Here is a 19,127-nt window from a genome sequence, read left to right on the forward strand (position 1 = left end):
GACGTCAATCATGACAGCGACACCACGCGCGGGGCTTGGACTCAAGCCGCAACACTTCGAGCAGGCGCTGCAATGCGCCGAGCCGGGCCTGTGGTTCGAGGTCCACCCGGAGAACTACCTGATGGCCGGCGGTCCGCGCCTGGCGTGGCTGACGGCTATCAGGGAGCGCCATCCGGTGGCACTGCACGGCGTGTCGCTGTCATTGGCGGGCGATGCCCCGCCGGACGAGGCGCATCTCGATCGGCTTCACGCACTTTTGCGGCGGATCGAGCCGGTGCTGGTTTCCGAGCATCTGGCGTGGTCGACGCTGGACGGGCGCTACGTGCCCGATCTGCTGCCGGTGGCGCGGACCACGGCCCGACTGGCGCAGGTGGCGGCCAATATCTCCCGGGTTCAGGACCGCCTTGGATGTGCCATCGCGCTGGAGAACCCGTCGCACTACCTGCGCATGGACGAGCACGACTGGAGCGAGACCGATTTTCTGGCCGAACTGGTGCGGCGCACCGGCTGCGGGTTGCTGCTCGACATCAACAATGTTTACGTCAGCGCCCGAAACATGGGTTACGACGCGTGGGACTACCTGACACGCGTGCCGGCCGAAGCCGTGCGGGAGATTCATCTGGCCGGACACAGCTTCGACGACGAGTTCGGCGCGTCACTGCTGATCGATTCGCACGATGCGCCGGTGGCGGAGGCCGTCTGGTCGCTATATCGCCGCTTCGTGGCGCGGGTCGGTGAGCGTCCGACGCTGATCGAACGGGACGACAACATTCCCGAATTCGCCGACTTGCTCGACGAGCGCAATCACGCGCAGTCCATCCTGGACGCGGAGGTCGCCACATCATGAACGCCAACGGACATCGCTTTCAGGACGACTTCCTGCGCGCCATTCTGGCGCCGCCGGGCATCGCGCCGCCGTGGACCCCAATCACGCCGCTGACGCAGCAGCCTGGCTTCAAGGTCTATCGCAACACCGTGCTCAAGGGCTGTGTGGATGCGCTGGCCGCGAATTTCCCGACGGTCCTGCGGCTGGTAGGGGAGGACTGGTTTCGCGCGGCGGCACTGATCCACGTCTGCGCGGAGCCCCCGCGCAGCGTCTGCCTGATCGAGTATGGGCAGGAATTCGCGGACTTCCTGTCGGGATTCGAGCCTGCCGCGGCACTGCCATACCTGCCAGACGTGGCACGTCTGGATCGCCTCTGGACCGAGTCCCACCTGGCCGCCGATGACGAGGCGCTGGACGCGGCAGCGCTGGCCACGTTGAGCGGGGGCGATCTCCTTGGCGCGGCGCTACGTCCATGCGCCAGCGTGCGTTGGCGCTGGTTCGAAACGCCTGCGTTCACGATCTGGCGGGCAAATCGGGAGCAGCGTGACCTCGAAGGCGAACTGGATTGGATCGGGGAGGGCGCCTTGCTGACGCGGCCAGAAGGTGCCGTGGTCTGGCAACACGCCACGCAGGGCATGTGCGCCTTTCTGGATGCCTGCGCTGCCGGCGCCAGCCTTCAGATCGCCTGCCAGTCCGCCACGATTGCCGAGCCCGGCATCGACATCGCCCGCCTGCTGGCCACGCTGCTTGGCACGCGGGTTTTCGCAGACATTCACTGAGCCTATCCAGCTTGCCGAGGTAGCCATGTCAAACGTATCTCATACCGATTCCCCAGTGCGGGCCGATACCACGCTCTGGTCGAACCTTACAACGCGGGCCTCGCGGCTGATCAGCGACTCGTTTCTGGCATTGCTGGCACGGCTGGCAATTGCATCGGTGTTCTTCCTGTCGGGCCGCACCAAGGTCACCGGGCTGCTGACGATCAAGGACAGCACTTATTCGCTGTTCGAGCAGGAGTACAACCTGCCGCTGATCCCGCCCGAGCTCGCGGCCCATCTGGCCGCGTACGCCGAGCACCTGTTTCCGGTGCTGCTGGTGCTCGGCCTGTTCACGCGATTTTCGGCATTCGCGCTGCTGGGGATGACGCTGGTCATCGAAATCTTTGTCTATCCCGATGCCTGGCCCACGCACCTGACCTGGGCCGCGCTGCAACTCTTCCTGATTGGCCGGGGTGCGGGCGCCTTCTCGCTCGACCGGAGATTCGGCATCAAGTAGCCCTCAAGTGGACCTCAACCTGGCCCGAGAATCCTCTCGGGTCTTTTCCTTCCGCCCCGGCACGCTCGTTGGCCGGGGCATTCCCCTTTCTGCATAGCGGTTCTGTGCGGATATCGGCCAGATCGAGGCCGTCTGTCCGCACGTCAATGCTGCACTGCGCAATCGCATTCCCGGCGTATTCACAAGGCCGAAAGCCCCAGGCGTGGCCGACCATGTCGCGCTGCGATGCAGCATCGGATCATTGTGACTTCCGCACTAATTAAGCAATTCATTAACTTGACTTTGCGCATTCGGACTTTTACGCTCCCGATCTTCATACAAGACGTTCGCATGTAGAACGCTAGTTCGATATGCGTTCATTTCGGCTTTCGTAGGAGACAGATCTTGAGTAAGGTCGCCGGGTTCTTTACTGAACTGATGCGCCGGTATTTGCCGGACCCCTTTGTATTCGCCATCGGCCTGACGTTGCTGACGATGGTCATGGCAATGCTGGTAGAAGGACAGGCCGCCCAGGCAGTCATCACGAACTGGGGCAAGGGGTTCTGGAACCTGCTCTCGTTCACCACCCAGATGGCGGTGATTCTGGCGATGGGCTACGTGCTGGCCACCGCGCCGCTGGTCGACCGCTTCCTCAACGCCATCGTCGCCCGCGTGCAGACGCCGCGCGGCGCCATCATCGTGGCCACGCTGGTAGGCGGTATCGGCAGCTACCTGAACTGGGGCTTCGGCCTGGTGATCGGCGGCATCATCGCCCGCAAGCTGGCACTGAAGGTCAAGGGTGTGCATTACCCCCTGATCATTGCCTCGGCCTACAGCGGCTTCACGATGTATGGCCTGGGCCTGTCCGCCAGCATCCCCGTACTGATCTCCACCCCGGGTCACCCGATGGAAAAGCTGATGGGCGTGATCGGTCTCAAGGAGACGATCTTCTCCACGCCGATGCTGCTGACGAGCCTTGCCGTCATCGTCACGCTGCCGCTGCTCAACGCGATGCTGCACCCGCGTGATGTCAAGGAGGTGGTGGAAATCCGCGAGGAGAACACCGCCGAGGACCGCGCCGCCGGGCACGGCCACAGCATGGGCATCGAGAACACGCTTGCCACGCGCATGAACAACAGCCGCCTGCTGAGCCTGATCATCGGGCTGTGCGGGCTGGCCTACGCGGGGCTGCATTTCTCGCAGGGTGGTTCGCTGGACCTGAACCTGATCAACTTCCTGATCCTGTTTATCGGCGTGCTGCTGCTGGGCACCCCGGCCAACTACGTGGCCAAACTGAACGAAGGCATCAAGACGATCTCCGGCATCATCCTGCAGTATCCGTTCTACGCAGGCATCATGGCGATCATGGCCGGCTCCGGGCTGGTGGACAGCATCTCGCGCGTGTTCGTCGATATCGCCACGCCGCAGACGCTGCCGTTCTGGGGTCTGGTCAGCTCGTTCGTGATCAACTTTTTCGCGCCGTCCGGCGGTGGCCACTGGGTGATCCAGGGTCCGTTCATGATCGACGCGGCCAAGGCCATCAACAGCTCGGTGGCGCAGACGTCGATGTCGGTCATGCTCGGCAACGCCTGGAATGACCTGGTGCAGCCGTTCTGGATTCTGCCAGCGCTGGCGCTGTCGAAGCTGAAGCTCAAGGACGTGATGGGCTACACCGTGATCATGATGTTCTGGGTCGGCGCGATCTACATCGTCGCCATGCTGGCCTGGGGCGCGCAGATCTGACAACCGATACAGGAGACATTCGATGCCGTACCTCATTGAGACCTTCGACAAGCCCGAACACCAGCACGTACGCCAGGCCAACCGGCCCGCGCACCTGGAGTTCCTGGCGGAGAACAGCAAGCTGCTGCTGGCCTGCGGGGCCAAGCTCAATGATGACGGCAGCGATGGCGGCGGTGGCATCTACATCGTCGACGTGGATACACGCGAGGCCGCGCGAGCACTGATCGAGGCCGATCCGTTCTTCACGGCCGGCCTGTTCGCCGACATCCGGATCGTGCGCTGGCGCAAGGCGTATCTGGATGGCGTCTGCCATCTCTGAACGCCAGTCCGGAGCGTCAGCCATGAAACGATGGAAGAAACGGCCCGAAGGCGCCAACTGGGGCGACTTCGGCGATGACGACCAGCTCGGCCGCCTGAACCTGATTACTGCGGACCGCGTGCGTGCCGCCGCCCGCGAAATTCGCAGCGGCAAGACGTTCTGCCTGTCCCTGCCACTCGATCTGCCGGGCGGCAATGTTCTCAATCCACGCCGGCATCCGCCGGTGCTGCGACCCACGTTCCGTGACGACGTGGCGTACGTCAACTTTCCGCTGGCCAAGGTCGACCCAAACGCGCTTGATGTCTTGAGCGACGACCAGGTACTGCTGTCGATGCAGTACTCGACGCAGTGGGATTCCCTGGCCCACGTCGGCGCGCTGTTCGATGCCGACGGCGACGGCGTGGCCGAGCGGGTCTACTACAACGGCTTTCGCCCCAATACCGACATCGTCGGCCCGGTCGACTACGCGGAAGGCGATCATTTCTCCGCGCACCCGTGCGGCCATGACCACAGCCACGCCAACGCGCTCGGCATCGAGACCTTCGCCGCGCACGGTATCCAGGCGCGTGGCGTGCTGGTCGATCTGGCCGCGCATTACGGGCGCGAGTGCCGCACGGTCGGATACGACGACCTGATGCGCGTGATCGAGGCCGATGGCATCGTGGTCGAACCCGGCGACATCCTTGTGCTGCGCACCGGGTTTGCCGAGATGGTGATGGAGATGGCCGGCCAACCCGACGCCGAGGTGCTGCACCATAGCTGCTGCGCGCTGGACGGCCGCGACGAACGCCTGCTGCAATGGATCACCGATTCCGGCATCGCCGCGATCGCCGCGGACAATTACGCCGTGGAGCGCTATCCGGCACGGCCCGCGCCGGAGGGAGCAGGGCCGGTGCCGATGCTGCCGCTGCATCATCATTGCCTGTTCAAGCTCGGCCTGCCGCTGGGCGAGTTGTGGTACCTGCGCGATCTCGCCGCATGGCTGCGTGCCGAGGGTCGCCATCACTTTTTCCTGTCGGCGCCGCCGCTGCGGCTGCCGGGTGCGATGGGGTCGCCGGTGACGCCCGTCGCCACCGTCTGATTTCGCCGGATTCACAAGGAGCCCCCACATGCTGTTCATGGTGGAAATGACCGTCCGCATCCCTCAATCGCTTGACCCGGAAGTGGCCGACGCAATCAAGGCCAAGGAAAAAGCCTATTCGCAGCAACTGCAGCGCGACGGCAAGTGGCGCCATCTGTGGCGCGTGGCTGGCCTTTATGCCAACGTCAGCATCTTCGACGTAAAGGATGCCGACGAACTGCACACGCTGCTGACCGGCCTGCCGCTGTATCCGTACATGGAAATGAAGGTCACCGCGCTGGCGCAGCACGGCTCGGCCATCGCGCAGAACTGAGCCACGGGAGCCGTCATGCCTTTCGCCGACCTCTCCGACGTCCGGATCCATTACCGCCTGGATGGCGCCGAGCACCTGCCAGTGCTGGTGCTCTCCAACTCGCTCGGCACCACCGCCGACATGTGGCAGCCGCAGATCGCCGCGCTGTCCCAACACTTCCGCGTGCTGCGCTATGACACGCGCGGCCATGGCGAGTCGGGCGTCACGCCCGGCCCGTACAGCATCGCGCAGCTTGGCGGCGATGTGATCGGGCTGCTCGACCATCTGGGTCTGCAGCGCGTGCATTTCTGCGGGTTGTCGATGGGCGGCATCACCGGCATGTGGCTGGCGCTGCATCACGCCGATCGCCTGAACCGCCTCGTGCTGTGCAACACCGCGGCCTATATCGGCCCGCCCGAGAACTGGACCAATCGCGCCGCGCTGGTGGAGCGCGAGGGCATGGCCGCGATCACGGCGGCCGTGGTCGACAAATGGCTGACCCCGGACTTCAGCGCCCAGCAGCCGGAACTGGTGCAGCGCCTGCAAGCCATGCTCGGCGCCACCAATCCGAGCGGCTATGCCGCCAACTGCCTGGCCGTGCGCGACTCCGATCTGCGCGCCGAGATCCAGCGCATCCAGACGCCGACGCTGGTGATCGCCGGCTCGGGCGATATCCCCACGCCGCCCGCCGACGGCCGCTATCTGGCCGACACGATCCCCGGCGCCCGCTACACGGAGTTGTACGCCGCCCACCTGTCGAATCTGCAGCAGGTGGAGGACTTCACCCAGGCGGTGCTGACGTTTCTCGGCAGCTGAGCCGAGCGGTCATTTGCCCGTCGCCACGCGGTGCGGGTAGCATTGCCCGCCTGACGACAACTTCTCGGGCGGGTGATGATCGACAAGCAGTACGGCGGCAAGCCTGCATGGCGACTGGCCATGGCTGTGGTGGGAGCCTTGCTGGCGGGCGACGGCATCGCTCTGATGCTGATGGGCGTGTTCAACTTCGGCATCGTGCTGCCGTTTTCGCTGGGTGTCGCCCTGATGGGCCTGGCCTGGCGCTGGGCCGCCATCGCCCGGTGGCGCGCAGCGGTGCCATGGCGGCAATGGCTCTGGCGCGCCGGCTGGGCCGGGTTGATCGTGTGGCTGGCCAGCGTCGCCATGTTCTTCCAGCACATGCGCCACGGCATCGCCGACCTGGCGCCGAACGCATCGGCGGCGGGTGCCCCCGTGGCGATCGTCATTCTGGGTTCAGGATCGCCCAACTGCGAGGTATCGCCCACGCTCGCGGCCCGGCTCGATGAAGGGCTGCAACAGGCCAGCCGTTTTCCGGCGGCATCGGTGGTCGTCAGCGGTGGGCAGGATTTCGGCCGGTTGCCCTGCACCGAGGCCGGCATCATGGGGGACTACCTGCTGGCGCACGGTCTGGCGCCGGATCGCCTGATCCGCGAGGACCGCAGCACCAGCACGGCGGAAAACATGCAGTTCAGCCGCGAGATACTGGCCCAACACGGCGTCCGTGCTACCGATCCCGTGATGGTGGTGACCAGCGACTTCCATCTGCTGCGCGCGGAGCGGATCGCCCGCAAAGCGGGCTTTACGACACTTTCCGGCGCAGCTGCCGCCACGCCGCTCTATATCCGCTACAACGCCTGGCTGCGCGAGTATTTCGCGTGTATCAGCGGCTGGATGCTTGGAGAGTACTAAAAGACATTCCGGACGGCGTCCGCAGGTCCGATAAGCAGAGCCGCCGGCCGTGCATATCCCCAGAATTAGCGATGTGCAACGGCAGGCGATGCGGTCATCATGCCTCGACAGGCGTTTGCCGCGACTCGCCTGCTACCACTTCCAGCCCTCATTCCTCCCGGCCTGAGGGCTTTTTCTTTTTTCTTGGTGATTTGGGGGGTGTCGGGAAACCACCCGTTCCGGTCTTTCAGCTATCTCCAAAGCGGTCATTTCCCCGTTTGCGCTTCGGGTACACGCAGGGGTGCCGTTCTGTGCGAATGCTTTATTGACAGGCATGACCGCAGGGTATACCCGTCAAATATGCCAGTCAGGATATTCCAGATCGTGAGCCGGTGCTCCTCGAGCCAATTCCTTCAGACGATCAAGCTGCCTCACGGCATCAGCCCCGGCCTCAATGCGGTAATCATTGAGCTTGCGATTCTCCAAAGCATTACCGTTGAAAACGGTGTGACCGACATCGACTGACCGCAATTGGCCGAGGAGGGTAGTTTTCCCATGATTTTCGAAATAGAAATCTCTCTTATCATGGCCTTTGGGGGATCGGAACCTCTCAAGTGCTGGCGGCTTCGGCCGTTATTTATGGCGTTTGTAGAACCTCTCTTCTGCCGGGTCTTTCCCCCATGGGGAGCGGCTGACGCATATTTGCCCGCAAGGGTATGTCCCAATCCACGGGCCCCAACTGCCGCTGCCAATAAAGAAAGTGGCTCCTTCCTCAAACAAACAACACGAAAAGGATTCTCGATGTCTCGTGGCCTATCTCATCTTGTTCCTGCTCTGGTGATCAGCGTAACGGCAACGCTGGGGCTGTCGGCCTGTGGTGGAGGCGACTCGTCCTCCGCTCTGACGACACCCGGTACCGACACAGTAGGCGGTTCGTCCCCCGCTCCGACGACACCCAGTACCTACACAATAGGCGGAACGATCTCCGGGCTGGTCCGTGGCACCCTAGTCACGCTGCAGGATAACGGCGGTGACGCGCTGACGATCAATGCAAACGGTGCTTTCAGTTTTCCGACGCAAGTCACTTCGGGCGCGAGTTATGCAGTGACGGTCAATACTCAGCCGATGGGGCAAACCTGTGTGGTGGCCAGCGGCTCTGGTACGGTCGCCTCTGGTGCGGTGAGCGACATCTCAATTACCTGTTCGAGAAACGAGTATGCCTACGTGACGAATCAAACTGCCAACACTGTCTCGCAGTACACGATTGGTACCAACGGGGTGCTCATGGCGATGGCAACCCCCACGGTGCCAGCGGGAGGTCAGCCGATAGCCCTAACCGTAGACCCGACGGGCAAGTACGCTTATGCGGTGAATTTCAACGGGGGCACCGTCTCGCAGTACGCGATTGGAGCCAACGGCGCGCTCACGGAGATAACGGCCGCTGTGGGAGCGGGACATTCTCCGAATTTTGTAGCCGTCGACCCGACGGGCAAATACGCTTATGTAGCGAATTCGGGTAGCAACACCGTCTCGCAATACGCGATTGGTGCCAACGGCGCGCTCACGGAAATAACCGCTGCAGTGACCGCGGGAAATTCGCCGGCGTCCATAACCATCGACCCGACGGGCAAATACGCTTATGTAGCGAATTTGGCTAGCAACACCGTCTCGCAATACGCGATTGGTGCCAACGGCGCGCTCGCGCAGATAACCGCCGCAGTGACAGCAGGAAATTGGCCGACATCCGTAACGACTGACCCGACGGGCAAATACGCCTATGTAGCGAATCTTTCTGATGGGACCGTCTCGCAATACGCGATTGGTGCCAACGGCGCGCTCGCGCAGATAACCGCCGCAGTGAATGCGGGAAATAGGCCAACGTCCGTAACCGTCGACCCGACGGGCAAATACGTCTATGTGGCGAATTTTTCTGGACGAACCGTCTCGCAGTACGCGATTGGCGCCAACGGTGCGCTCACGGAGATAACCGCTGCAGTGACCGCGGGAACCAGTCCGACTTCCGTATCCGTCGACCCGACGGGCAAGTACGCCTATGTGGCGAATCGGGATAGCAATTCCATCTCGCAGTACGCGATTGGTGTCAATGGGGCCCTCACGGCAATGGCAATTGTGCCGAACACTTCGCCTTCAGGCATCGTCGTAACCTACGCGCCAACGCATTAAGTAAGCAGCGGTCATCCGGGATCTGGGGCGTGAATCGGACGAGAGAACTGGTGGATATCAGTGTTGATATCCATCAGTTCTCTCTTGTGCGTGGCCGTGGCGTCAAGATGATGACTTTACGAAAGTACTCCCGACAACTGGAATGGAGTTCTGTCAAAGTGACCGTTGAGTGGACAGGAACGGCCACCTGTTTGATCCAGGACGGTTGCAGATGAATGACCCTTGATGGCCGAACGCGGACGAACCCCTCCCGGTCGCCTCCCGGCAGCAGGGGATGCGTCTGTTTCTTCCCGGCCGATCCCGAATCCCTATCAATCTGGTCGCCAGCAGGCTCCCCGTACGCTCGTCCGCCTCAACGCGACGGCGTCAATCGGATTCAGGAAAGAGGCAAAGAAAAAAGCCCGCTCTTGTGAAGAGAGCGGGCTTTCTTGCCATGCAACGGCTATCACGCCATCACGGCACGGTCACGACTCGGTTCAGCGCTGCGCCGACTGCTCACCCTTCGCATACACGCGTTCGCCTGCCACCCACGTTTCCAGTACCTGGATCTTCCAGATATCGGCCGGGGCTACCTTGAACAGGTCGCGGTCCACCACGATGAAGTCGGCCCATTTGCCGGTCTCCAGCGAGCCCAGCGTCTTTTCCTGATGCTCGGCGTAGGCGGCGTCCAGCGTGAACGCGCGGAATGCCTGCGGCAGGGTCATCGCTTCCTCGGGGTGCCAGCCGTGGATCGGGCGGCCTTCATGGTCGGTACGCGTCACCGCTGCGTGCAGGCCGTAGAACGGGTTGGCCGATTCCACCGGGAAGTCCGAGCCGCCGGCAATCACGGTGCCTTGTTTCAGGAAGGTTTGCCAGGCATAGGCGCCCTTGATGCGTTCCTTGCCGATACGGTCTTCCGCCATGTTCATGTCGCTGGTGGCGTGCGTGGGCTGCATCGACGCGATCAGGTCCAGCTTCTTGAAGCGCGGAATATCAGGCAGCGAGACCACCTGGGCGTGTTCGATCCGGTTGCGCAGGTCGCGGCCGCCCACATCCTTGTAGGCCACTTCCATGGCGTCGAGCACCTGGTGATTGGTCTTGTCGCCGATGGCGTGCACATTGACCTGGTAGCCAGCCTTGAGGGCGGTCTTCACGGCGGTCTGCATCGCGGCATCGCTCATGAAGAGCAGGCCGCTATGGGCGTGGTCGTCGGTGTAGGGCTCCATCAGCGCGGCGCCACGGCTGCCCAGCGCGCCATCGCCGTAGAGCTTCACGGCACGCAGGTAATAGCGGTCATTACCGTAGCCGATCAGCGGCCCCTTGGCGGAAAGGGCCTTGAAGTCGTCGCCCGTGTCGCGAATCATCCCGTAGATGCGGGTGTTCAGCTTGCCCTGGTCGGCGAACTCACGATAGATGCGGTCGTCGGCCACGGTCACGCCGGCATCGCCCACGGCGGTCAGGCCCAGCGCGTTCATGTGTGCGACGGCGGCGGCCAGCGCGGCACGGCGATCGTTGTCGGTGTAGGGCGGAATCACATCGTTGACCAGCGCCATGGCCTTGTCGACCAGCACGCCGGTCGGGTTGCCGTCCGCGTCGCGCTCGATACGGCCACCGGCCGGGTCCTTGGTATCACGCGTGATGCCGGCCGCCTGCAGGGCCTTGGTGTTCAGCCACGCGGCATGGCCATCCACGCGTACCAGACGCACCGGGCGGTCCGACACTGCGGCATCGAGTTCAGCGGAGGTCGGGAAGCGGCCCAGCTTCCAGTTCACTTGATTCCAGCCATAGCCGAGCAGCCACTGTCGCTGAGGGTTCTTCTGACCGTAGGCGCGGATCAGGCCCTGAGCTTCCTGCAGGTCGCGCGTGCCGGAGAGCGAAATCTCGGTCGTCTTGAAGCCCAGGCGGAACACGTGGCCGTGGGCGTCGATCAGGCCCGGCAGCAATGTCTTGCCCTGACCGTCGATACGCTTGGCATCGGGGTACTTCGCGCGCAGGGCAGCGGCGTCACCGGTGGCCACGACCTTGCCCTGGTCGAACACGAGGCCGCTGAACTGCACGATCTGATCGTGCTGCAGCGTGTAGCCCTGCACGGACTCCACCAGCGTTGGGGCTGCGTGGGCGTGCATCATGGTCATGGCGGCTGCCAACGCTACCAGACTGGTACGGATGACTTTCTTCAAGAATCTCTCCCTTTCGTTGTGCTTTGTTTTTTAGTGTTGTGGCCGGCGATGGTAGTACCGGCCCACCTTCTTTGTATGTACTTGATCGGACATTGCAGACATTGGTCTGGCCGAAATCGGACGGCGCACGAGTAGTACAGTGCGCCGCATCATAAGAGAAAAAAGAAGGGGGCGATAGGCGGGGAAATGCCGAAACAAGGGCGTTCGGCGTGACCGTTACCAATGGACGTTCGATAGCCGCTCAGTAGAAGTTCATCGGACGGTCAATCGACATTCAGCTGGCGTTCAATGGGCATCCGCAGACGGCGCGCTCGGCGGTGCAACCTTTCGCATTAGCACGACCATTGGAACCGCGATGACAAAGCACACGAAGATCGCGAGGAACGCATCGGCGTAGGTCAGCGTGTGAGCCTCGCGCATGGTCAGCGCCCAGAGTTGCTTCAGGGCGGCCGCATTGCCATCGCTGATCTCGTTGTTCAACGTCATCGCGTGCGTGGTTGCCTCGTTGAGGAAAGCAGCCATGGACTCGTTGCGAATGTTCAGATGTTCCGCCAGACGCAGGAAGTGCAGGTTGGTCCGGTCGTTGAGGATCGTCGCGCAGGCGGCAATGCCGATGGCGCCGCCCAGGTTGCGCATCAGGTTGAATAGCCCGGATGCCAGCTTGAGCCGTGCCGGCGGTAAGCCGCCAAGCGTCAGCGTAACGGTGGGCGCCACGGCGAACTGCTGCGCCATACCCCGCAAGGCCTGCGGAAATAGCAGCTCCGCGCCGCCCCAGTCGTGCGTGATCGGTGCGAAATTCCACATCGATAGCGCAAACAGGGCGAGGCCGAACATCAGCAGCCAACGTAGATCTACGCGGTTCGCCAGGTAGGCGTAGAACGGTATCGATAGCACCTGGAACAGGCCCGTGGAGAAGATCGCCAGCCCGATCTGCAGGGCGCTGAAGCCGCGTACCTGACCTAGGAACAACGGTGTCAGATAGATCGTCGCGAAGATTCCGATGCCGACCACGAACGAGAAGAAACATCCGAGCGCGAAGTTGATGTCCTTCAGCGCGCGTAGATCTACCACCGGGTTCTTGTACGTAAGCGAACGCCACAGGAAACCGATGCCGGCCAGCCCCGAGATCCAGGCCGTGGTCAGGATCGTCCGGTCGCCCAGCCAGTCCCAGCGGGGGCCTTCCTCCAGGGTGTATTCGAGACAGCCAAGAAACAGCGCCATCAGTACGATGCCGAGGTAGTCCGCCCCCTTGAGCAGCGACCAGTCGGGCTCGTCGATCTTGACCAGCGCCGGCACCGCGATCGTCACGAAGATACCCGGCACCAGGTTGATGAAGAACAGCCAGTGCCACGAAAAATTGTCGGTGATCCAGCCGCCGATGGTCGGGCCAAGGGTGGGGGCCAGCGACGCCAGGCCACCGATGATCGCGGCAGCGGCCACACGCTGACGCCCCTGGAAGAACGCGAAAACGGTGGTGAAGACCATGGGGATCATCGACCCGCCGAGAAAGCCCTGCGCCGCGCGGAAGGCGATCATGCTCTGGATATTCCACGCGATGCCGCAGAGCAGGCTGGTAGCCGTGAACCCGGCGGCCGATACGGCAAACAGCCAGCGTGTGGACATGACGCGCGCGAGCCAGCCGGATAACGGGATGACGATGATCTCCGCGATCAGGTAGGCGGTCTGGACCCACACCGTCTCGTCCGCGCCTGCGGACAGCCCACCACCAATATCGCGCAGCGACGCGGAGACGATCTGGATGTCCAGCAGGGCGATGAACATGCCCACGCACATCGAGGCAAAGGCGAACACCCGCGCACCCATCGGCAGTTCGCCGGGTGAGTGTATCGGGGTAACGGGTGGCGCTACGGGTGGAACCGATGACGCCTGCGCAGCGGAAGGCGTGCTGACGTCGGCGCTCATGACTTGCTCGCTGCCGTGTCTGCCGTCACCACCTTTGCGGCCTTCGTATCGACTTCCGCCACCACCGACAGGCCCGGGCGCAGGGTGCCGAGCCTGGCATCTTCGTCATCCAGCACGATCCGCACCGGCACGCGCTGCACGATCTTCGTGAAGTTGCCGGTGGCGTTCTCGGGAGGCAGCACGCTGAACTGCGCGCCCGTGGCCGGTGCCAGGCTTTCGACGCGGCCGTGGAAGACCTTGCCGGGCATCACGTCGGCCACGATCGTGGCACGCATGCCGGGCCGCATATGGGCAAGCTGGCCCTCCTTGAAATTGGCATCGACCCAGAGCCCGCGTGCCGGCACGATCGACAGCAACTGTCCGCCGTTGGGCGCGTAGACCCCGACGCGCGCGCGGCGGTTGCCCACGGTGCCGTCGACTGGCGCGCGAAGTTCGGTGTAGCCAAGATTGAGTCGGGCGATGTCGCGCTCGGCAATCGCCTGGGTCAGCGATGCCTGCGCCTGCTGCCTTTGCGTGGCGATCACATCGAGCTGGCGTAGGGCCGCTTCCGCGCTGGCCTTCGCCTTCTGGCCGTTGGCGACCGATTGCTTGTAGTCGGCATCGGCCTTCTGAGAGCTTTGGATCGAGACCGCCGATTTCTCGACCAGGCTGGCGTAGCGCGCCTGGTCGTCGCGTGCCCGCTTGGTTTCCGCATCCACCGCCGCCACACCGGCGCGGGCCTCGGCGATCACCGCCTGCTGCAGTTTTTCCCGTGCATCGAGATTGGCGATCAGCGCCTGCTCGGACGCGACCGCGCCCTCCGCTTTGGCCAGCGCTGCGCGATAGTCGCGGTCGTCGATGCGTGCCAGCAGATCTCCCGCGTGCACCTGCTGATTGTCGGTCACCAGAACCTCCGCGACATAGCCCGGCACCTTCGCGGCAATCAGCGTCACGTCACCGCCTACGTAGGCGTCGTCGGTCTCTTCGGTAAAGCGGGATTCGGTCCACCAGTGATAGCCGTATCCCGCGGCTGCCACGACGAGCAAGGCGCCCGCGCCACGTATCAGCAACGCCCGCCGGTTGGTGCCAAGCCTGGCCGGGGCTGCCTTGGAAGGAGCGGCCTCGGCGGGGGCGCGGCTCGCGGTGGTGGTGCTTGTCATGACTGTGCTCCGTGGTTCCATGGTTAGCACGCGCCCATCGTGGGCGCGGTGGTATTCGAATCGGATGGCTGATGCTGAGCGGCGCGTTCCAGGCGCGCGCGCAGGCCCGGACCCGCGGCGGGGCCCGGCGCGAGGTAGTGATCGGATGCGGTGATGGGGGTGCCGGTGGCCGTATCCACCAGAGCGAATTCCACCGGACGGCCGGTGCGGCGATCCATGAGACGTACCAGTTCGCCCTCCTGCGAGAAGTGGCGGCTCCCCCATGCCAGCAGGGCCAGCAGCACGGGACGGAAATCGCGCCCGAGATCGGTCAGCAGGTATTCGTCGCGGGGTGGGTGGGCGCTGTACTGGCGCCGGGTCAGCAGCCCGTCGTCCACCAGACTGTTCAGTCGTCGCGTCAGCATGTTCGGCGCGATGCCAAGCACTTTCTGGAACTCGTCGAAGCGGGTCGTGCCGTAGAACGCCTCTCGCAGGATCAAAAAGGTCCAGGGGTCTCCGACGCGCTCGATGCCACGTGCCATCGGGCAGGGCGCATTGCGATGTGACTTTCTGAACATGGCAGTCCGTCCTCGAAAAAAGACGTTGCTATCAATATGAAAGTTAGTCTAGGCTAGTCACTAGCATCATGCAAGAAACAGTTTCAGGAACCGTTGCATGAGACCTGACGAAAGGAATCGAGATGGCACCGAAAGCACTTCCCGGCACCCATGCCCAAGGACTGGTTCAACGCACCGCGCGCGCCGTGGCCCTGGCTGCCGCCACACTCGCCGCACTGGGCATGGCCGCCTGCGCGGTTGGGCCGGACTACCGCACGCCGGATAGCGAGATGCCAAAGCAGTACCAGCACGCCGCCGACGTGGCAGCGATCAACGACGCGCGCGAACCGGTGGCGCTGGATACGTGGTGGGCCGGCTTCCAGGACCCGGTGCTGACGAAGATCGTCGAGCGGGCCCTTGAACAGAATCTCGACATGGCGGCGTCGATTGCCCGCGTGGCGCAGGCCCGTGCCGCCGCCAACTTCGCTGGGGCCGAGTTGCTTCCGCAAGGCAATGCCTACGGCGACGTGACCAAGCTGCATCAGTCCGTACAAAGCCCGCTGGGCAAGATCGGCAGCACATTCCCCGGATATGACCGCAACCAGACGCTCTATTCGGTGGGCGCTGCGGCCACTTGGGAAATCGACATCGCTGGCGGGCTGCGGCGCGGTGCCGAAGCGGCCAACGCCGAACTGCAAGCGGCAGAGGCGAACCACATGGGCGTTCGGATTCTCGTGGCAGCGGAGGCGGCGGACGCCTACTTCCGTGTGCGGGGTGCGCAGGCCCGCATCGCCATCGCGCAGCAGCAGGTCGAGACCAACCAGCGACTGCTTGATCTCGTGCGTTTGCGGCTGGCCGATGGCATCGGGGCGGAGCGTGAGCAGGCGCAGGCCGAAGCCCAACTCTCGCAGACGCGCGTCACGATTCCGCCGCTGCAGATCGAACTGGAAACTCAGCTCAATCGTCTCGACGTCCTGATGGGCGCGCAACCGGGCACCTACGCAGCCGAGTTGCGCGATTCGAAGCACGACACGCAGGCGGTGCCACAAGTCGCCTTGGCGCAGGGCCCGGCAAACCTGCTGGAACGTCGCCCGGACGTCATTGCCGCCGAACGCAGGCTGGCGGCGTCGAGTGCGCGCATTGGCGTGGCCACGGCGGAGTACTACCCGAAGGTTTCGCTATCGGCATTGCTTGGATTCGAAAGCCTGTCCGCCGGCAAGCTGTTCACCGCGCAGGCCTTCCAGCCTGCGGCGGCGGCTGGGCTGCGCTGGCGGCTGTTCGATTTCGGCCGGGTCAATGCGGAAGTCGCGCAGGCCAGGGGCGCCAATGCCGAAGCGCTGGCTACCTATCGCAAGTCGATGCTGCAGGCGACGGAGGACGTCGAGAATGCATTGATCTCGCTGGCGCAGCTCGAATCGCAAAACCGCGAACTCGCCGTAGAGATCCGTGCGCATGAGCGTGCGCGAAGTGCATCCGAGGATGCCTACAAGGGCGGGGTGGTCAGCCTCTATGAGGTGTTGGACGAAGACCGGCAATTGCTGGCTGCACGCGACCAGCAGGCAAGGGTGCGGGCAGATAACGCGCGGGCGGCGGTGTCGGCGTTCCGGGCGCTGGGAGGTGGATGGTCCTGAGCCCTGGGACGCGCCTTGGCCTCACGCTCAAAACGCGGATCAATAGACACTTTGATGCCTCATCCAGACGGTTTGCGGGGAATGACGGCTATATTCACCGCAACTTATGCGGCGAATATCTTGTCCATGCGGCGAATGCCGGCCATAATCCCCGCATGAATCGCGGCGAATACACCTACATCTGGCAAGCCCCCGACTGGCCCAACTGGCGCTACGACCTCGGCGCGCTAGCCTCGCAGATGGCCGAGGTCAGTCGCGCCCAAGGTATGTTGATGGGGCGACTGGCAGACCTCGGCATGGGGCTGCGGGATCAGGCGTGCCTTGCGGCGCTGACCGACGACGTGGTCAAGACCAGTGAAATCGAGGGCGAGCATCTCAGCGTGCATTCGGTGCGCTCGTCCATCGCACGACGGCTCGGTGTTGAAATCGGCGCGCTGGCGCCCGTCGATCGACATGTCGATGGCGTCGTCGAAATGGTGCTGGACGCCACCACCAACAGCCAGGCGCCGGTGACCCAGGCGCGGCTGTTCGGCTGGCACGCGGCGCTGTTTCCAACCGGCTACTCGGGCCTGTCGCGGATCAACGTCGCCCACTGGCGCGACGACTCGGCGGGGCCCATGCAGGTGGTTTCCGGCCCGATCGGCCGACAGCGCGTGCATTTCGAAGCGCCGCCCGCCGAACGTCTGCCAGCGGAGACGGACCGCTTCCTGGCATGGATCAACGCCGCGTCTGGCGAAGCCCCATTGATCCGCGCCGGGCTTGCTCACCTGTGGTTCGTGACACTGCACCCGTTCGACGATGGCAATGGCCGTATCGCGCGCGCCATCGGCGATCTGATGCTGGCGCGGGCCGACGGCAGCACGCAACGCTTCTACAGCCTGTCCGCCCAGATCCAGCGCGAACGCAACGCGTACTACGACATCCTCGAACGGACGCAGAAGGACGCGATGGACGTCACGCCGTGGTTGTCATGGTTCCTTGAGACGTTGCACCGCGCAGTGGATCAGGCGCAGGTCACGCTCGACGACGTCCTGGCCAAGTCACGCTTCTGGCAGCACTGGGGCACGCAGGCGCTCAACGCCCGGCAGATCAAGGTGTTGAACCGGTTGCTGGACGGATTCGACGGCAAGCTCACGAGCAGCAAGTGGGCGGCCATCGCCAAATGCTCCAGCGATACCGCGCTGCGGGACCTTAACGATCTGGTCGAGCGGGGGATGCTGCGCAAGGCGGCGGCGGGCGGCCGAAGCACCAGCTACGAGTTGAACGACGTGGCAGGCGACGGCAATCGCTGAATTCGCGGACTGCCGTACCGGGCGTCCTGGGCATGCTACCGCCCCGGATGCACCGGCGCGCACGATTCGCCCAACATAAGATCCATCGGTATCACCACGCGCCGCGCCTCGCCAGCGTAGTGGCCTTCGAGCCGGTCGAGCATCAGGTTCGCCGCGGTCTTTGCCGAAAGCGCGGTGTTGAAGCGGAGCATCGTCGGGGGCGGATACATCAGTTCGAGCGTTTCCGGCGTGCCAAGCGCGATGACGGACAGATCGTGCGGCACTTCAAGCCCGGCCTTGCGCGCCTCATAGAGCGCCCCTGAAAGCAGACGCGTGCCCAGCGCGATCACCGCCGTCGGCGGTTGCTTCAGCGCCAGCATCTGCTTCATCGCGGCGCGCGAGGAGTCCATCGAGGGCAGGGTGCACACCAGCGCGGGATCGAATGAAAGCCCGACCTCGGCCAGTCCTTCCTGATAGCCGAGCAGCTTCTCGCGGCCTGGACGGATGCTTTCCTTTGGCCCGAAGAACGCAATGCGCCGATGGCCGAGTTGCTTCAGGTAGCGCACCGCCAGGCTCAGTCCGGTTCGATGGTCGATCAGCACGCAATCCCTGGGCGATGCCGTTTCGCGATCCATGATGACGATCGGCAGGTCCGCCTTGGCGAACAGGTCTTCGGCCGGGTCCGAACTCTCCATGCTCAGTGACGCGATGATGCCCTCAAGCCGGCGCGTCTCGAATAGTTCGACCAGTAGGCGGTCGCGGTGGTGCTGGTTCCGCGTGGTGCCGATCAGCATCGAATAGCCGGCGGCGTGCATGTGCGCCTCGACTTCACTGAAATGGGCCGCCAGCAGCGGATTGCTGATATCGGTCGTCAGATAGCCGACCGTTCGACTGCGCCCGGTACGCAGATGGCGCGCGGCGAAGCTCGGCTCATAGTCGAGTGCTTTCACCGCGGCCAGCACGCGGCCGCGCAGTTCCTGGCTCGCATAGCCGTTGCCGTTCAGGACGCGCGACACACTGCCGACCGATACCCCCGCCGCCTGCGCCACATCGCGCACCGAAGCCTTTCCCGTCATGGTCTTCCCT

17 protein-coding genes are annotated in these 19,127 nt (G+C 63.8%); 12 read left to right on the plus strand and 5 right to left on the minus strand.

The genetic code is table 11. The annotated features are described in order from the left end of the window. Window positions 1–10: 10 nt before the first annotated feature. The 10 genes from bufB to K6G35_RS25915 all read left to right on the plus strand — a co-directional run bounded on the left by bufB (window position 11) and on the right by K6G35_RS25915 (window position 9,382). The gene (gene bufB, locus K6G35_RS25870) at window positions 11–847 is read left to right on the plus strand and encodes an MNIO family bufferin maturase (RefSeq protein WP_186425184.1); all 837 of its coding nucleotides are present in this window, start codon (window positions 11–13) and stop codon (window positions 845–847) included. Beyond that, complete coding sequence (locus K6G35_RS25875; protein WP_495676550.1) at window positions 844–1,605, plus strand: HvfC/BufC N-terminal domain-containing protein; 762 nt, start codon at window positions 844–846, stop codon at window positions 1,603–1,605. The genes bufB and K6G35_RS25875 overlap by 4 nt, the downstream gene beginning before the upstream one ends. A 25-nt stretch (window positions 1,606–1,630) precedes the next feature. Continuing rightward, a complete protein-coding gene (locus K6G35_RS25880; protein ID WP_011519116.1) occupies window positions 1,631–2,101 on the plus strand; it encodes a DoxX family protein in 471 nt (156 codons plus the stop codon). A gap of 384 nt (window positions 2,102–2,485) precedes the next feature. Further along, the gene (locus K6G35_RS25885; protein WP_317915475.1) at window positions 2,486–3,823 is read left to right on the plus strand and encodes a short-chain fatty acid transporter; all 1,338 of its coding nucleotides are present in this window, start codon (window positions 2,486–2,488) and stop codon (window positions 3,821–3,823) included. 22 nt (window positions 3,824–3,845) lie between these two features. Then, entirely contained in the window at window positions 3,846–4,142 is a 297-nt protein-coding gene (locus K6G35_RS25890; RefSeq protein ID WP_008646080.1) for a YciI family protein, read from the plus strand. A gap of 22 nt (window positions 4,143–4,164) precedes the next feature. Then, window positions 4,165–5,223 (plus strand): cyclase family protein, encoded by a 1,059-nt coding sequence (locus K6G35_RS25895; RefSeq protein ID WP_495676551.1) that lies wholly within the window; start codon window positions 4,165–4,167, stop codon window positions 5,221–5,223. A 28-nt stretch (window positions 5,224–5,251) separates the two neighbouring features. Next, window positions 5,252–5,536, plus strand: coding sequence for a muconolactone Delta-isomerase (catC, locus tag K6G35_RS25900; RefSeq protein ID WP_008646082.1), 285 nt, complete (start codon window positions 5,252–5,254; stop codon window positions 5,534–5,536). Between the two features lie 15 nt (window positions 5,537–5,551). Further along, window positions 5,552–6,331, plus strand: coding sequence for a 3-oxoadipate enol-lactonase (gene pcaD, locus K6G35_RS25905; RefSeq protein ID WP_495676552.1), 780 nt, complete (start codon window positions 5,552–5,554; stop codon window positions 6,329–6,331). Window positions 6,332–6,406: 75 nt separating this feature from the next. Beyond that, window positions 6,407–7,219, plus strand: coding sequence for a YdcF family protein (locus K6G35_RS25910; RefSeq protein ID WP_495676553.1), 813 nt, complete (start codon window positions 6,407–6,409; stop codon window positions 7,217–7,219). A 780-nt stretch (window positions 7,220–7,999) separates the two neighbouring features. Next, window positions 8,000–9,382: a lactonase family protein gene (locus K6G35_RS25915; RefSeq protein WP_495676554.1), complete on the plus strand. Its 1,383-nt coding sequence runs from the start codon at window positions 8,000–8,002 to the stop codon at window positions 9,380–9,382. Between the two features lie 476 nt (window positions 9,383–9,858). Here K6G35_RS25915 and K6G35_RS25920 read toward each other — a convergent pair whose 3' ends face one another. The 4 genes from K6G35_RS25920 to K6G35_RS25935 all read right to left on the minus strand — a co-directional run bounded on the left by K6G35_RS25920 (window position 9,859) and on the right by K6G35_RS25935 (window position 15,160). Continuing rightward, complete coding sequence (locus K6G35_RS25920; RefSeq protein WP_035883640.1) at window positions 9,859–11,541, minus strand: amidohydrolase; 1,683 nt, start codon at window positions 11,539–11,541, stop codon at window positions 9,859–9,861. A gap of 285 nt (window positions 11,542–11,826) precedes the next feature. Continuing rightward, on the minus strand, window positions 11,827–13,365 hold the full coding sequence (locus tag K6G35_RS25925; RefSeq protein WP_187192279.1) for a DHA2 family efflux MFS transporter permease subunit: 1,539 nt from the start codon (window positions 13,363–13,365) through the stop codon (window positions 11,827–11,829). 95 nt (window positions 13,366–13,460) lie between these two features. Next, window positions 13,461–14,603 (minus strand): HlyD family secretion protein, encoded by a 1,143-nt coding sequence (locus tag K6G35_RS25930; RefSeq protein WP_495676555.1) that lies wholly within the window; start codon window positions 14,601–14,603, stop codon window positions 13,461–13,463. 23 nt (window positions 14,604–14,626) lie between these two features. Further along, window positions 14,627–15,160, minus strand: coding sequence for a winged helix-turn-helix transcriptional regulator (locus tag K6G35_RS25935; protein ID WP_035883637.1), 534 nt, complete (start codon window positions 15,158–15,160; stop codon window positions 14,627–14,629). A 122-nt stretch (window positions 15,161–15,282) separates the two neighbouring features. Here K6G35_RS25935 and K6G35_RS25940 point away from each other — a divergent pair, with 122 nt between their 5' ends. Continuing rightward, window positions 15,283–16,770, plus strand: coding sequence for an efflux transporter outer membrane subunit (locus K6G35_RS25940; RefSeq protein ID WP_495676556.1), 1,488 nt, complete (start codon window positions 15,283–15,285; stop codon window positions 16,768–16,770). Between the two features lie 155 nt (window positions 16,771–16,925). Then, window positions 16,926–18,062, plus strand: a complete 1,137-nt coding sequence (locus K6G35_RS25945) for a Fic family protein (RefSeq protein ID WP_008646094.1) — start codon at window positions 16,926–16,928, stop codon at window positions 18,060–18,062. Between the two features lie 35 nt (window positions 18,063–18,097). Here the strand turns inward: K6G35_RS25945 and K6G35_RS25950 are convergent, their stop codons facing one another. After that, on the minus strand, window positions 18,098–19,117 hold the full coding sequence (locus K6G35_RS25950) for a LacI family DNA-binding transcriptional regulator (protein ID WP_495676557.1): 1,020 nt from the start codon (window positions 19,115–19,117) through the stop codon (window positions 18,098–18,100). Window positions 19,118–19,127: the final 10 nt, after the last annotated feature.

Source organism: Cupriavidus sp. HY129 (assembly GCF_059492215.1).

Bases quoted from the DNA above. Each gene is read 5' to 3' on its own strand.
- bufB (WP_186425184.1), top strand. From the start codon at position 11: ATGACAGCGACACCACGCGCGGGGCTTGGACTCAAGCCGCAACACTTC.
- K6G35_RS25875 (WP_495676550.1), top strand. From the start codon at position 844: ATGAACGCCAACGGACATCGCTTTCAGGACGACTTCCTGCGCGCCATT.
- K6G35_RS25880 (WP_011519116.1), top strand. From the start codon at position 1,631: ATGTCAAACGTATCTCATACCGATTCCCCAGTGCGGGCCGATACCACG.
- K6G35_RS25890 (WP_008646080.1), top strand. From the start codon at position 3,846: ATGCCGTACCTCATTGAGACCTTCGACAAGCCCGAACACCAGCACGTA.
- K6G35_RS25895 (WP_495676551.1), top strand. From the start codon at position 4,165: ATGAAACGATGGAAGAAACGGCCCGAAGGCGCCAACTGGGGCGACTTC.
- catC (WP_008646082.1), top strand. From the start codon at position 5,252: ATGCTGTTCATGGTGGAAATGACCGTCCGCATCCCTCAATCGCTTGAC.
- pcaD (WP_495676552.1), top strand. From the start codon at position 5,552: ATGCCTTTCGCCGACCTCTCCGACGTCCGGATCCATTACCGCCTGGAT.
- K6G35_RS25910 (WP_495676553.1), top strand. From the start codon at position 6,407: ATGATCGACAAGCAGTACGGCGGCAAGCCTGCATGGCGACTGGCCATG.
- K6G35_RS25915 (WP_495676554.1), top strand. From the start codon at position 8,000: ATGTCTCGTGGCCTATCTCATCTTGTTCCTGCTCTGGTGATCAGCGTA.
- K6G35_RS25925 (WP_187192279.1), bottom strand. From the start codon at position 13,365: ATGGGTGCGCGGGTGTTCGCCTTTGCCTCGATGTGCGTGGGCATGTTC.
- K6G35_RS25930 (WP_495676555.1), bottom strand. From the start codon at position 14,603: ATGACAAGCACCACCACCGCGAGCCGCGCCCCCGCCGAGGCCGCTCCT.
- K6G35_RS25935 (WP_035883637.1), bottom strand. From the start codon at position 15,160: ATGTTCAGAAAGTCACATCGCAATGCGCCCTGCCCGATGGCACGTGGC.
- K6G35_RS25940 (WP_495676556.1), top strand. From the start codon at position 15,283: ATGGCACCGAAAGCACTTCCCGGCACCCATGCCCAAGGACTGGTTCAA.
- K6G35_RS25945 (WP_008646094.1), top strand. From the start codon at position 16,926: ATGAATCGCGGCGAATACACCTACATCTGGCAAGCCCCCGACTGGCCC.
- K6G35_RS25950 (WP_495676557.1), bottom strand. From the start codon at position 19,117: ATGACGGGAAAGGCTTCGGTGCGCGATGTGGCGCAGGCGGCGGGGGTA.